Origin of the sequence: Curtobacterium sp. SP.BCo, assembly GCF_051903265.1 — a bacterium.
Classification (GTDB): Bacteria; Actinomycetota; Actinomycetes; order Actinomycetales; family Microbacteriaceae; genus Curtobacterium.
The window spans coordinates 2,767,649-2,781,168 of record NZ_CP194337.1; the positions used below are offsets into that span (position 1 = coordinate 2,767,649).

Here is a 13,520-nt window from a genome sequence, read left to right on the forward strand (position 1 = left end):
GCGCCTGGCGCGTCGCGCGGCCGGGCCGGGGTGCGCGCCTGGCTCAGGCTCGCGGGTGGGCCGTCCGGTAGACCTCGCGCAGGCGGGCGGACGAGACGTGGGTGTAGATCTGCGTGGTGCCGAGGCTCGCGTGACCCAGGAGTTCCTGGACGGCACGGAGGTCCGCTCCCCCGTCGAGCAGGTGCGTCGCGGCGGTGTGCCGGAAGGTGTGCGGCCCGCTCGGCCCCTCGCCCGGCAGGTCCTGCAGGACGCGCGCCACGATGCGGTAGGCACCGCGAACCCCGAGTCGTCCGCCTCGATCGCCGAGGAACAGCGCCCCCGGGTCGACACCGGTGGACCGCGCAGCGAGGACCGGACGGCCGCGGTCCAGCCACGCCTCGACGGCGTCGCGCGCCGGCACGCCGAACGGTACGACCCGCTCACGGCCACCCTTGCCGAGCACCCGGACCGTCAGCCGACCGCGGTCGAGGTCGAGCACGTCGATCCCGACGAGCTCGCTCACCCGGATCGCCGCGGCGTAGAGGAGCTCCACGACCGCCAGGTCCCGCAACGCCGACGGGTCGTCCGTCGCCGCGCGCGCAGCCAGCCCGTCGAGCACGACACGCACCTGGTCGGAGGACACCACCCGCGGCAGGTGTGCGGCCCCCTTCGGCGCCCGCAGCCGCGCGCCCGGATCGACCGCCAGCACGCCGGACTCGCTCGCCCACCGGGTGAAGGCCCGCACGGACGACGACCGTCGGGCGATCGTGGAGCGGGCGAGCCCCCGGTGGTCGGCGTCCCACAGCCAGTCGCGCAGCAGGTCGAGCCCGATGTCGCCGGCCCGGTCGACCCCGCGGACCGCGGCGAACTCGACGAGTTGCCCGAGGTCGTTCGCGTACGCCCGGACGGTCTGCTCGCTGAGCCCGCGGGCGTGCCGGGAGTGCTCGAGGAACGCGTCCACCACCACCACGAGCGCGTCGTCCGTCCGGTCCGTCACGGCACCAGGGTAGGTCCGGCCGCCGTCATGCCCGCGACCACCCGCCGGACGTCTGCACGACGAGCCCCTGCAACTGCGCCAGCGCCAGGGCGTCGGCGACCTCGGCGAGCGACATCCCCGAACGACCCGCGACCTCGTGCTCGGCCATGGCACGGCGGCCGAGGGCGTCGAGCACGCGCAGGACCTCGGGGTCGTGCCGGGCACCCGCGAGCGGTTCGTCCCGTCGACCGGCGGCGAACGGTGCGCCCGACGCCACGGCCGCGTCGACCGGGTCCCTCGGGTGGACGACGATCTGCGCCCGCCCCTGCGCGACGAGCCGGTGGCAGCCGACCGACGCCGAGGACGAGAACGCCCCTGGCACCGCGAACACCGGTCGGCCGAGCTGTCCGGCGTGGTGGGCGGTGTTCAGCGCACCGGACCGAGCACCGGCCTCGACGACGACCGTCGCAGCACCGAGCGCGGCGATCAGGCGGTTCCGCGCGAGGAAGCGCCACCGCGTCGGTCGGGTCCCCGGCGGCGACTCGGCGAGCAGCGCGCCCTGCCGCGCGACGTTCCGCAGCAGGTCGACGTTGCCGGCCGGGTAGAGCTGGTCGATGCCGCCCGCCAGGACGGCCGTCGTCGGCGCACCGGCAGCGACGGCGACCCGGTGCGCGACCGCGTCGATGCCGTAGGCGCCGCCGCTGATGATCGCGCACCCGGCGTCCGCCGCCAGCGAGGCGATCTCGGCAGCGGCCTGCGCTCCGGCGACGGTGTTCGCACGGGAACCGACGACGGCGAGTCCCGGTCGCGCCTGCGTCGGAACCGACCTGGTCCAGAGCACCAGCGGCGCGTGCGGTCCGAGGTCGTCGACGGCGTCCGGCCACTGCGCAGTCCCCGGCGCGAGGAGCCCAGCACCGACCGCCTGCGCCGCTGCGAGCACGTCCCCGACGTCGGATCGTCCGAGCCGCGGCGTCCACCGCTCGACGGCGGCACGGAGCACCGCGCCGAACGCGATGACGTCCTCGGCACCGGAGACCCCGGACTCGACGCAGTGTCCGACCAGGTCACCGAGGTCCCCGGCGTCCGCTGCCTCGAGCACCGCGCCGAGCGCTCGTTCCGGGCCGAGCGCCGCCACGACTTCCCCCGCGACGGCGTCCCCGGGCTCGGCGATGGTCGACCACGCGACTCGCGCTGCCGTCTGCACGAGGTCGACCTCGTCGGCACCCGCACCGAGCGCCGTCCGGACCGAGCCGAGGAGGGCGCCGCCGCCGGTCACAGTGCGCTCCGGAGCGCGAGCGCCTCGAGGACGTGCGCGCGCGTCGGCCGCTCTGCGCCCTGCAGGTCGGCCAGGGTCCACGCGAGGCGCATGGTCCGGTCCCAGCCGCGCATCGTCAACGTGCCGAGGTCGAGGGCCGTGTCGAGCGGCTCGGTCGCGCCTCGCTCAGCACGGCCGTCGGTGCGGAGCCAGCTGCCGGCGACTTCGGCGTTGCGCGACCACGGCGACCCGCGCAACCGCTCGGTCATCCGGGCCCGAGCGTCCTCGACGAGCCGCCGTGTCTCGGCGGTCGTGGGGGTCGCTCCTTCGCCGGCCCGGATGCTGCCGGTCGTCACCCGCGGCACCCGGACGCGGATGTCCATCCGGTCCAGGAGCGGCCCCGAGATCCGTCCGAGGTACCGCCGGACCGTGGCGGGACTGCACTCGCACGGCTGACGGCCGTCCCCGGCGTTGCCGCACGGACACGGGTTGGCCGCGAGGAGCACCTGGCAGCGGGCCGGGAACTCGACGGCTCCGGCGGCCCGGTGGACGGTGATCCGACCGGACTCGAGCGGCTGCCGGAGCGCGTCGAGGACGGTCCGCGGGAACTCCGGCGCCTCGTCGAGGAAGAGCACGCCACGTGTCGCCCGCGACACCGCTCCCGGACGGATGAGCCCGGACCCGCCCCCGATCAGGGCGATCGCCGACGCGGAGTGGTGCGGTGCCTCCCACGGCGGCCGGGTGGTCCACGACGCCGACCCGTGCCCGGCGACCGACCGCACCGACGCGACCTCGAGCGCGGCCTCGTCGTCCAGGTCCGGCAGGAGCCCCGGGAGCCGCTCGGCCAACATCGTCTTGCCCGCGCCCGGGGGTCCGAGGAGCAGCGCGTGGTGTCCACCCACCGCGGCAGCGGTCACCGCCCGGACACCGATCGGGTTCCCGATCACGTCGGCCAGCTCCGCCGTGGGCCGTGCCTCGTCGAGCACCGGAACCGGCAGCACCGGGTCGACGTCGACCGTGGGCAGCAGCGCCCCGGCGTCGATCGCCGCTGCGCGGAGGGAGTCGACGCCGTGCACGTCGACGCCACCGACGACCCGGGCTTCGAGCAGGTTGCCGACGGGCACCACGACCCGGTCGGCGCCGGCTTCCCGGGCCGCGAGCAGCATCGGGATGACCCCGACCACGGGCCGCACCCGCCCGTCGAGGCCGAGCTCACCGATGTACACGACCCGTTCGGACACCCGCGGGGCCACGTCGGCCCCGGCGAGGACGGCCATCGCGATGGCGAGGTCGAAGCCCGACCCACGCTTCGGGATCGCGGCCGGCGTCAGGTTCACGGTGATCCGCCGTGCCGGCAGTGGACACCCGGCGTTCGCCGCGGCGGCACGCACGCGCTCCCGTGCCTCGCCGAGCGACGTGTCGGGCAACCCGATGATGTTGAACGCCGGCAGCTGGCTGGTCAGGTGCGCCTCGACCTCGATCCGGCGGCCGGCGACGCCGATCAACGCCACGGCGGCGGCTCGGCCGATCCCGGCGGTCACGACACACCGGCGACGTGCTCGATCCCCACGCGGTCCCCGTCCACGTGCACGGCGACGGCGTCGATCCGGATCGCCCGCGCGGACACCTCGGGGTGGTCGTCGAACCAGGCCGGGACGAGTCGTCGCAGGCGGCTCACCTTCGAGGCGGTGATGGCCTCGAAGGGGTGTCCGGTCGAGGTGCCGGCGCGGGTCTTGACCTCGATGAACACCAGCGTGCACGACTGCCACGCGACGAGGTCGATCTCACCGCGCGCGCACCGCCAATTGCGTTCGAGCACGCGGAATCCGTGCGCTTCCAGCCATTCCGCCGCGCGGTCCTCGCCGAATCGCCCGAGCCCGTTGTTCCGTAGTGGTGTCTGCTCCATGCCGTTGCCTCCGCGACGACCATCGCGGAGTCGGCGCCCTCGGATTCATCCGGACGACGAATTGTGGAGAACCAATCGGTCAGGCCCGCTTGTGGAGGACAAGACGGGAAAACAGTGGACCCCGGACGACCGAAGTCGTCCGGGGTCCACCGGCAACTGTCGTCAGTGTGCCGCGGCGTACGCTTCCTGCACCTGCGTGGAGATGCGCCCGCGGGTCGAGACCTCGTAGCCGTTCTCCTTCGCCCACTCGCGGATCTTCGCGAGCTCTTCGGAGTTGCCGCGCTTCGGAGCTGCCTTCGGAGCGGTTCCGCCGGTGCGACGGCCGGACACCTTCCGCGCTGCGGCGACGTAGTCGGAGATCGCCTCGCGGAACTTGTCGACGTTGTCGTCGGTCAGGTCGATCTCGTAGGACGATCCGTCGAATGCGAATTCGACCGTGCGACCCTCACCCGGGGTGATGGGCGAGTCGTCGAGGTCGTCGACGAGCTGGACGGTGACCTTCTGTGCCATGGCGTGCTCCTGTGTCGGGGACGGAATTCCCCACCACATTAGCGCCGAATTGCAATTCCGGTCACCGTGCTACGGCGTTTCCCACTGATCGCAAAAGAAATGAAGATCACTCGTCGAGCGCGAGTTCCTTCGGCAGCTCGAGTTCGCGGGAAGTGAGTTCCTCGACGTTCACGTCCTTGAACGTCAACACTCGGACGGATTTCACGAAGCGGTCGGAACGGTAGACGTCCCACACCCAGACGTCGTTCATCGTCAATTCGAAGTAGAAATCGTGCTCGGTGTCCCGGCGGGCGAGTTCCACTTCGTTGGCCAGGTAGAAACGCCGCTCGGTCTCGACCACGTAGCGGAACTGCGACACGACGTCGCGGTACTCGCGGTACAGGGCAAGCTCGACCTCGCGGTCGTAGTCGTCGAATTCGTCGTCATCCATCGCGCTCACAGTCTACGGCGACCCGAGCAGGCACGGCACACCCCGCGACCGGAGCCGGCACGAGACACCCACGACGCCAGCCCACGCGCACGCACGTCGCACGCGCGCGCACACCCGCATGCGCGCGCACCCGCTCGCGCGCCCCGGACGCGCGCGCGTCACCCCGCCAGCGCGTCCAGTTCCGCGAACCCGTCCAACGCCACGCTCGACGCCTGGTGCAGCCAGCTCTTCCGGTGCAGCGCGTGCGCCCCGAGGGACCGGATCGCGTCGTAGTGCGCGGTGGACCCGTAGCCCTTGTTCGACGCCCACGCGTAGTGCGGCGCCTCGTCGTGCGCCGCGGTCATGAGGGCGTCGCGGGCGACCTTGGCCACCACCGACGCAGCGGCGACGGACGCACAGTCGCGGTCGGCCTTGACCCGCACGACGACCTCGATCGGATCGGTCGGCTGCCGCAGGGAGGCCGGGACCGCCCGGGTGAGCCAGTCGAACGACCCGTCGAGCACGACGACGGCGCCGTCGAGCGAGAGCCCGTCGTCCACGAGCGTGCGGATCGCAGCCGCGCCGGCCTGCCCGAGCGCGGGGACGATGCCCTGCTGGTCGACGACCGCGGCGGACGCCATGCCGACCGCGGTCCGGGTCCAGCGACGCACCACCGGGTCGAGTGCCTCGCGGCGGGCGGCGGTGAGCAGCTTGGAGTCCGCCAGTCCCTGCGGCACCCGGCCGACGTCGATCGTCACCGCGGCGACGCCCACGGCCACCGGACCGGCGATCGCGCCGCGACCGACCTCGTCCATGCCGATGACGGTGAGGCGACCCTCGCCGAGGAGCTTCTTCTCCAGGCGCAGCGAGGGGCGCACGGCGGTCACTTGTCCCGCTCCTCCACCCCGGCGAAGACGTCGGGGTAGTCGTTCAGCCAGCCCCACCGGCTCGACGGCCAGGAGATCACGAACGCTCGACCGGTCACGTCGGACAACGGCACGAAGCCCTTCGACGGGGTGTCGCCGTTGTACCGGGAGTCCTTCGAGTCGTTCCGGTTGTCGCCCATCACCCAGATCGAGCCCTTCGGGACGGTGACGGAGAAGTTCGTCGCCGACGCCGGCGCTCCGGACGGCAGGTTGAGGTACGGCTCCTTGATCGGTACGCCGTTCACCGACATCTGCCCGAGGTCGTTGCAGCACGAGACCTTGTCCCCGGGCAGCCCGATGACGCGCTTGATGAGGTGGTCGTCGCTGTCGCCGGTGCCGAGACCGACCTGGGTGAGTGCCCAGTCGATCGCCTTCGCCGGCTGAGTGTCCGGGGTGACCTTCGGCACCTCGGAGCCGGTCAGCCAGCCGCCCGGGTCCTTGAAGACGACCACGTCGCCGCGCTTGAGGGCGACCACACCGGGCACGAGTTCGTTGACGATCACGCGGTCGTTGATCTGCAGGGTGTTCTCCATCGATCCCGAGGGGATGTAGAACGACCGGATCAGGAACGTCTTGACGAGGAACGAGACGAGGAGCGCCGCGATGAAGATGATGACGAGGTCGCGGAGGAACGTGAGGACGCCGTTCCGCTTCTTCTCGACACGGGGCCGGCGCCCGGTTTCGTCAGTCGTGTCCGTCATTTCCGCTCTCGATCACACACGGCCCGCTCCGGCCGGAGCGGGCCAACGGGAAAGCCCCCCGCCGATGCACAACCGTACATGGGCGAGGGGCCAGCAGCGTCGTCCGGCTCGCGGACGCTCACTGTGAAGGCGATCAGTTGTCGCGCTTCTCCTTGATCTTGCGGCGGGCCGCCTTGCCGCGGAGCTCGCGGAGGTAGTACAGCTTCGCGCGACGGACGTCACCCTTGGTGACGATCTCGATGTGGTCGATGATCGGCGAGTGCACCGGGAACCAGCGCTCGACGCCGACCTGGAAGCTCACCTTGCGGACCTTGAAGGTCTCGCCGAGGCCGTGACCCTGGCGGCCGATGACGACGCCCTGGAACACCTGGACACGCGAGCGCGTGCCTTCGATGATGTTGACGTGCACCTTGATGGTGTCGCCGGGGCGGAAGTCCGGGACGTCGGTCCGCAGCGATGCTGCGTCGACGTGGTCGAGGAGCTGGCTCATGTTCAGGTCACTCTCTGCGGACGCGCACGGGTCGCCGCGGATCGATTTCGGTAAGAGATTGGTGTGTGCCCGGTGTCGGCGACTCCCCCGTGGCAGAGTCCAGCCAGGGCACGGCTACCCATCTTGCCACAACCGACGGCCGTCGCAAAACGAGCGTCGAGCGGAGACCGCTCGCCGCCGAACACGCGAGGATGGACCCATGATCGAACTCCGCACCCCCACCGAGCTGGACGGCCTGCGCGTCGCCGGCCGGTTCGTGGCCGACGTCCTCGACGAGCTGCTCGAGACGGTCGACGTCGGCGTCAACCTGCTCGACCTGGACCGGGTCGCCGCACGGATGATCGCGGAGCGCGGTGCGGAGAGCTGCTACGTCGACTACCACCCGTCGTTCGGCAAGTCCCCGTTCGGCAAGAACCTGTGCACGTCGGTCAACGACGCCGCGCTGCACGGCCTGCCCCACGACCGCGTCCTGGTCGACGGCGACGTGGTGAGCCTCGACTTCGCCGCGAGCGTCGACGGCTGGGTCGCGGACTCCGCGGTGACGGTCCAGGTCGGCACACCACGGGAGGACGACCAGCGCCTCATCGACACGGTGGAACGCGGGCTGGCCGCCGGCATCGCCCAGTTCCGTCCGGGGAACAAGCTCGGTGACGTCTCGTACGCCATCGGCCGCGTCGCGAAGGACGCCGGGTTCGACGTGAACCTGCAGTTCGGCGGCCACGGTGTCGGGCGGACCATGCACGGCGACCCGCACGTGCCGAACGACGGGCGCCCCGGGCGCGGGCTGAAGCTCCGACCGGGCCTCGTGGTCGCGATCGAGCCCTGGCTCATGCAGGGCACCGACGAGCTCTACCAGGACGACGACGGCTGGACGCTCAAGAGCGTCGACGGCTCGCGTGCCGCGCACGTCGAGCACACGGTCGCGGTGACCGAGACCGGTCCCGAGGTCCTCACCCTGCGTCGCGCCCAGCGCGCCTGACGGCGCAGGCCTGCGCCACCCGCGGCGTGCGGTCGCACGACGCGCCGAGTGCGTTCGGTCGCACGACGTGCCGTGTGCGTGCCACCGCGGTCGCACGACTTGCCGCTCCGCGGGGTCGCGAGCGACACGTTCCGCGACCAACGCGCAACAAGGGCACAACGCACAACGCAGGCGCAACGCGCAACGCGCAACGCGCAACCGGCGTACCGACGCGACCGGCTGACGGACGGGAGGCGCGGTGCGGACCCGCCCCGCGCCTCCCGTCCCGCACGGACACGGGTCCGCGAGCCGCGGTCAGTCCGGCAGGAGGTCCGGGCGGACGCGACGGGTCCGCTCCAGCTGCTGCTCGTGCCGCCACGCGGCCACGCGGCCGTGGTGCCCGCTGAGCAGGACCTCCGGCACGTCGAGGTCCCGCCAGGACGCGGGCTTCGTGTAGGACGGGTACTCGAGCAGGCCGTCCTCGTGGGACTCCTCGACGAGCGACTCGGGGTTGCCGACGACGCCGGGCACGAGCCGTCCGATCGCCTCGATCATCGCCATCGCCGCGACCTCGCCACCGTTCAGGACGTAGTCGCCCAGCGACAGCTCGACGACGGTCGCGCGGGACGACGCCCACTCGAAGACGCGGGCGTCGATCCCCTCGTACCGCCCGCAGGCGAACACCAGGTGCTCGGTCGTCGACGCGAGCGACCGCGCGATCGACTGCCGGAACGGCGTGCCGGCGGGGGTCGGCACGACCAGCGTGGACGACCCGTCCTCGCGGAAGAGCGAGGAGAGCGCCAGTGCCCACGGCTCGGGCTTCATGACCATGCCCGCTCCCCCGCCGTACGGGGTGTCGTCGACGGTGCGGTGCCGGTCGGTCGTCCACGAGCGGAGGTCGTGCACGTGCAGGTCGAGCAACCCGCCGGAGCGGGCCTTGCCGAGCAGGGACACGTCGAGGACGGAGAAGAACTCCGGGAAGATCGTGACGATGTCGATGCGCACGCGCGCTAGTCCGTCACGGTCTCGGGACGGGACGTGTCCTCCGGGTCCTCGAACAGACCCGTCGGCGGGGTCACCGTGACGGTGCCGGCCGCGATGTCGACGGCGGGCACGATCGCCGAGACGAACGGCACGAGGACCTCGCCGCGGTCGGCTGTGGCGACGGCGAGCAGGTCCTGCGCGGGCAGGTGGTCGACGCGGGCGACCGTGCCGACGGACACACCGTCGCGGAGCACGTCGAGGCCGACCAGCTGGTGGTCGTACCAGGCGTCGTCCTCACCGGTTTCGGCGTCGGCGTCCTGCTCGACCCAGAGGATCGCACGGGCGAGGGTCTCGGCGGCCGTGCGGTCCCCGATGCCCTCGAAGAAGGCGACCGGGTGGCCGTTGTACCAGCGCAGCTCGTCGAGCGCGATGGTCTTGCCGGCCCACGGCGAGTCCTCGGGGACCTGGAGCGTGAAGACCGCTCCGCGCGTGAACCGACGGTCCGGGTCGTCGGTGTAGAGCTCGAGCTTGATGCCGCCCTTGAGCCCGTGCGCCTTCGTGATTCGACCCACCCGGAGCTGGGTCGTCTCCCTAGGAATCGGTGTCGACCACGTCGACACGCACCCGCTTGCCGTCGGCCAGGGCCGTGACGAGGGTGCGCAGCGCCTTTGCGGTCCGTCCGGCGCGACCGATCACGCGGCCGAGGTCCTCGGGGTGCACACGCACCTCGAGGACCTCGCCCCGCGCGGAGGTGGAACTGGCGACGCGCACGTCGTCAGGGTGATCGACGATCCCCTTGACGAGGTGCGTCAGCGCGGATTCGAGCAAGGAATTACGCCTCGGTCGTCTCTGCGGTCTCGTCAGCCGACTCCGGAGCAGCGGCCGGGGCCTTCTTCTCCGACTTCGGCTTGAGGACGGCCTTCTTGGAAGCGTCGACCGTGAACGGCTGCTTCGGCTCGGCGACCTTGACCTTGGACTCGGTGTCCTTCTCGCCCTTGAACTTGGCCCAGTCACCGGTGAGCTTCAGCAGCGCGGCGACCTGCTCGGTCGGCTGTGCGCCGACGCCGAGCCAGTAGAGCGCACGCTCGGACTCGATCTTGATGACCGAGGGCTCCTCGGTCGGGTGGTACTGACCGATCTCCTCGATCACACGACCGTCGCGCTTGGTGCGCGAGTCGGCGACGACGATGCGGTAGTACGGCGCACGGATCTTGCCGAGGCGCTTGAGACGGATCTTGACAGCCACAATTACTCCTGTTGCGTGTTGTTGTGGTTGAACCGGAACCGCGGGCGTGGGGGCACACACGGTGGAAGCTCGGAATGAGTCGCGCACAGCTGGATAGAGGGTCGAGCAGGCGCGATTCGACCGTTCATTCTTACAGATTCCCGGCCGGGATGCGAGTCGACGCGCTAGGGGGCGAGTCGCCGGACCGCTTCGAGCGCCTCGGACGTCGCGCGGACCGCGTCCACGCTCCGCGCGTCGCGTGCGCCGCCCACGACGGCGAAGGGCACACCCGCTGCCTGGAGGCCCGTCACGAGTCCGTCGACCGGCCGTCCGTCCGCCTCGTCGCCGGTCGCGAGTGCCCGCTCCTGCCCGGCGCAGATGACGACGGCATCCGCCGGGACCGCGCGCTCCTCGCCGTGCTCGTCGCGGATCCAGAGCACCCCGGGTTCGATGCGCAGGTACTCCTGCACCCCGCCGACCATCTGCACGCCGGCGTCCCGCAGCCGACCGATCGCGACCCAGCGCGAGGTGATGCCGACGCCCTGGCCGAACTTGCCCGAACGCCGGAGGACGGTGACGTCGGAGCCGGGCCGGAGCGTGCGGGTGGCAGCGGGGAGCCGCTGCGGCACGTCGCCGACGACCGCCTCGGACACGTCGAGGTCCCAGCGCGCCGCGAACTCCGTCGCGCGGTGCGCCTCGTCCGGCGACTCGACCAGGAACGCCGCGGTGTCGACGCCGATCCCGCCGCCGCCGATGATCGCGACGGTGCCGGCCGGGACGCCCGCTCGGAGGGCCTGCTCGTAGGACCGGACGTGCGGCAGGTCGGCGCCGGGGACGTCCACCGCGCGCGGGACGACGCCGGGCGCGAGCACGACGGCGTCGCTGCTCGTCAGGTCGGCGGGCGTCGCCGGGCGGCCGAGGTGGATCGTCGCGCCGCGTGCGTCGAGCTCGGCGCGGGCAGCGCGTACCGTCGCCGCGTAGTCCTCCTTGCCCGGCACGAGCGCGGCGAGACCGAACTGACCGCCGAGCTCGTCGGAGGCCTCCCACAGCGTGACGGTGTGTCCGCGGCGCGCGGCGTCGACGGCGGCCGCGAGTCCGGCCGGGCCGCCGCCGACGACGTCCACCCGCTTGGGGTCGGTCGTCGGGCGTGCCGGGAACGCGACCTCGCGTGCGGCCCGGGGGTTCACCAGGCACGACACCGGCTGGCCGACGATGGACCGGTCGAGGCAGGCCTGGTTGCAGCCGATGCAGGTGTTGACGAGGTCGAACGCACCGGCGAGCGACCGGTCCACGATCGCCGGGTCGGCCAGGAACGGCCGGGCGAGGGCCACGGCGTCGATGAGCCCGTCCTGCAGCACCGTCTCGCCGTCCCGCAGGTCCGTCATGCGGTTCGAGGCGATGACCTTCACGTCCGGGTGTGCCGAGGCACGCACGACACCGGCGATCCGCGCGGCGTACGACAACCACGCGCCGTGCGGCACGGCGGCCTGCACGGTCGGCGTCCGGGACTCGTGCCAGCCGATGCCGACGGAGATCCCGTCGAGGCCGAGCGGCAGCAGGTCGTGCACGAGGGCGTCGACGTCCTCGTCGGTGGAGGAGCCGGGCATCAGGTCGGCGCCGGACAGCCGGATCGTCACGGCGAGCTCGGGCACCGCGGCACGGACGGCCCGCACGACCTCGAGCGTGAAGCGCCGACGACGGACGGCGTCACCGCCCCACTCGTCGTCGCGCAGGTTCGTCAGCGGCGACTGGAACTGGTTGATGAGGTAGCCCTCGGACGCCATGATCTCGACGCCGTCGAACCCGATGTCGCGGGCACTCCGGGCAGCGGCGGCGAAGTCCTCCACGGTGCGCTCGACGTCGGCGGCCGTCATCTCCGACGGCACGACGCCGCGGGCAGCGGCCCACGGCAGGGCCGACGGGGCGACGACCCGCTGCGGGTGCCCGTGTCGGTCGACCATGCCCGAGGCGAGCGCGTACCGACCGGCGTGGAACAGCTGCGCGAGGATGATCGAACCCGACTCGTGCACGGCCTCGACCGCGGCACGGAAGCGCTCGTCCGCTCCCCCGACCCCGAACACCGCGAAGTCCGGGCCGCCCCGCGCCTCGTCGTTGACCGCGATGCCGCCCGTGATGATGCACGCGGCTCCGCCTTCGGCACGCTCGCGGTAGAACGCCGCCATGCCGGCCCCGCCGTCGTCGTGCACCTCGAGCCCGGTGTGCATCGATCCCATGACGACCCGGTTCGACAGGTGCAGGGGGCCGAGCGTCCACGGTGAGGAGACGACGGCGAGGTCGGGCATGGCGACGGTGCTCATGCCCCTACTCTGCCGTGTCGGCGGCCGAGTCGACACCGGCGTCGACCGGCGGCAGGACCGCGTCGCGCAGCGGCGAGGTCGTGTCGGCCCAGTACGGCGGCGCGATGACGGTCAGGCCGCCGTCCACCGACAGGGTCTGCCCCGTGATGTACGACGCCTTGTCGGAGAGCAGGAAGTCCACCGCGTCGGCCATGTCGTCGGCCGTCCCGGGGCGCTGCAGCGGCAGCTTCTCGTACACGGTCTCGACCGGTGCCTGACCGGGGACCTTCGTGTAGAAGTACTCCAGCGAGTCGGTGTCGATGAGCCCGCCGTTGACCGCGTTGACGGTGATCTGGCGCGGGCCGAACTCGACCGCCATGTACTTCACGTAGGCCTCGCTCATGGCCTTCGCCGCACCGAGCGCGGCGTACGTCGGGAACGCGCGGAGCGACCCGTACGACGTCACGACGACGATCCGGCCGCCGTCGTCCATCAGCTCGGCCGCACGCTGCGCGCCGAGGACGAACGAGCGGGCGTTCGTCGCGTAGCTGCGGTCGAGGTGGTGCAGCTTGAGCTCCTTGACCGGCTTGAACGCGCTGGCTGCGGCGTTCGCGACGAAGTGGTCGAGCCGACCGTAGGTGTCGCGCACCAGGTCGAAGAGCGCGTCGATCGACTCGGGCTGCTCGATGTCGACCTGCGCCGTGATGCCGTCGCCGCCGGCGGCCTTGACGTCCGCCAGCGACTCCTCGGCCAGGTCGGCGTTGCCCTTGTACGTCACGACGACGGTCATGCCGCGTTCGCCGAGCTTGCGGGCGAGCAGGCGGCCGATGCCGCGTGAGGCTCCGGTGATGAGGGCGATGGGCGCGGTGGTGGAGTCGGTCACGTCAGTCCTTCGTGTCGGTTG

General features: G+C 72.0%; 16 protein-coding genes. 1 reads left to right on the top strand and 15 read right to left on the bottom strand.

The window, feature by feature from the left end:
* Positions 1 to 43 precede the first annotated feature (43 nt).
* The 9 genes from ACRQ4B_RS13115 to rplS all read right to left on the bottom strand — a co-directional run bounded on the left by ACRQ4B_RS13115 (position 44) and on the right by rplS (position 7,152).
* Entirely contained in the window at positions 44 to 976 is a 933-nt protein-coding gene (locus ACRQ4B_RS13115; RefSeq protein ID WP_439691858.1) for a tyrosine recombinase XerC, read from the bottom strand.
* A gap of 25 nt (positions 977 to 1,001) precedes the next feature.
* Positions 1,002 to 2,231 (bottom strand): DNA-processing protein DprA, encoded by a 1,230-nt coding sequence (dprA, locus tag ACRQ4B_RS13120; protein ID WP_439691859.1) that lies wholly within the window; start codon positions 2,229 to 2,231, stop codon positions 1,002 to 1,004.
* Positions 2,228 to 3,751: a YifB family Mg chelatase-like AAA ATPase gene (locus ACRQ4B_RS13125; protein WP_439691860.1), complete on the bottom strand. Its 1,524-nt coding sequence runs from the start codon at positions 3,749 to 3,751 to the stop codon at positions 2,228 to 2,230. The genes dprA and ACRQ4B_RS13125 overlap by 4 nt, the downstream gene beginning before the upstream one ends.
* Positions 3,748 to 4,116 carry a YraN family protein gene (locus ACRQ4B_RS13130; RefSeq protein ID WP_439691861.1) on the bottom strand — a complete coding sequence of 123 codons (369 nt, stop codon included), beginning with the start codon at positions 4,114 to 4,116 and terminating at the stop codon, positions 3,748 to 3,750. The genes ACRQ4B_RS13125 and ACRQ4B_RS13130 overlap by 4 nt, the downstream gene beginning before the upstream one ends.
* Before the next feature lie 162 nt (positions 4,117 to 4,278).
* Positions 4,279 to 4,626, bottom strand: a complete 348-nt coding sequence (locus tag ACRQ4B_RS13135) for a histone-like nucleoid-structuring protein Lsr2 (RefSeq protein WP_439691862.1) — start codon at positions 4,624 to 4,626, stop codon at positions 4,279 to 4,281.
* 106 nt (positions 4,627 to 4,732) lie between these two features.
* A complete protein-coding gene (locus ACRQ4B_RS13140; protein ID WP_070419101.1) occupies positions 4,733 to 5,056 on the bottom strand; it encodes a DUF2469 family protein in 324 nt (107 codons plus the stop codon).
* A 158-nt stretch (positions 5,057 to 5,214) separates the two neighbouring features.
* Complete coding sequence (locus ACRQ4B_RS13145; protein WP_439691863.1) at positions 5,215 to 5,922, bottom strand: ribonuclease HII; 708 nt, start codon at positions 5,920 to 5,922, stop codon at positions 5,215 to 5,217.
* Entirely contained in the window at positions 5,919 to 6,662 is a 744-nt protein-coding gene (gene lepB, locus ACRQ4B_RS13150) for a signal peptidase I (protein ID WP_439691864.1), read from the bottom strand. Before lepB ends, ACRQ4B_RS13145 begins: the two co-directional genes overlap by 4 nt.
* Positions 6,663 to 6,795: 133 nt before the next feature.
* Entirely contained in the window at positions 6,796 to 7,152 is a 357-nt protein-coding gene (rplS, locus tag ACRQ4B_RS13155; protein ID WP_071292881.1) for a 50S ribosomal protein L19, read from the bottom strand.
* Between the two features lie 199 nt (positions 7,153 to 7,351).
* Between rplS and map the strand changes: the two genes are divergently transcribed.
* Positions 7,352 to 8,131, top strand: coding sequence for a type I methionyl aminopeptidase (gene map / locus ACRQ4B_RS13160; RefSeq protein WP_439691865.1), 780 nt, complete (start codon positions 7,352 to 7,354; stop codon positions 8,129 to 8,131).
* 294 nt (positions 8,132 to 8,425) lie between these two features.
* Here map and trmD read toward each other — a convergent pair whose 3' ends face one another.
* The 6 genes from trmD to ACRQ4B_RS13190 form a co-directional block, all read right to left on the bottom strand.
* Positions 8,426 to 9,115, bottom strand: a complete 690-nt coding sequence (gene trmD, locus ACRQ4B_RS13165; protein ID WP_439691866.1) for a tRNA (guanosine(37)-N1)-methyltransferase TrmD — start codon at positions 9,113 to 9,115, stop codon at positions 8,426 to 8,428.
* 5 nt (positions 9,116 to 9,120) lie between these two features.
* On the bottom strand, positions 9,121 to 9,714 hold the full coding sequence (gene rimM, locus ACRQ4B_RS13170) for a ribosome maturation factor RimM (protein ID WP_439691867.1): 594 nt from the start codon (positions 9,712 to 9,714) through the stop codon (positions 9,121 to 9,123).
* Entirely contained in the window at positions 9,686 to 9,922 is a 237-nt protein-coding gene (locus ACRQ4B_RS13175) for an RNA-binding protein (RefSeq protein ID WP_022905822.1), read from the bottom strand. Before ACRQ4B_RS13175 ends, rimM begins: the two co-directional genes overlap by 29 nt.
* Before the next feature lie 4 nt (positions 9,923 to 9,926).
* Positions 9,927 to 10,340, bottom strand: coding sequence for a 30S ribosomal protein S16 (rpsP, locus tag ACRQ4B_RS13180; protein WP_439691868.1), 414 nt, complete (start codon positions 10,338 to 10,340; stop codon positions 9,927 to 9,929).
* Between the two features lie 164 nt (positions 10,341 to 10,504).
* The gene (locus ACRQ4B_RS13185) at positions 10,505 to 12,637 is read right to left on the bottom strand and encodes an FAD-dependent oxidoreductase (protein WP_439691869.1); all 2,133 of its coding nucleotides are present in this window, start codon (positions 12,635 to 12,637) and stop codon (positions 10,505 to 10,507) included.
* A gap of 4 nt (positions 12,638 to 12,641) precedes the next feature.
* On the bottom strand, positions 12,642 to 13,499 hold the full coding sequence (locus ACRQ4B_RS13190; RefSeq protein WP_439691870.1) for an SDR family oxidoreductase: 858 nt from the start codon (positions 13,497 to 13,499) through the stop codon (positions 12,642 to 12,644).
* Positions 13,500 to 13,520: the final 21 nt, after the last annotated feature.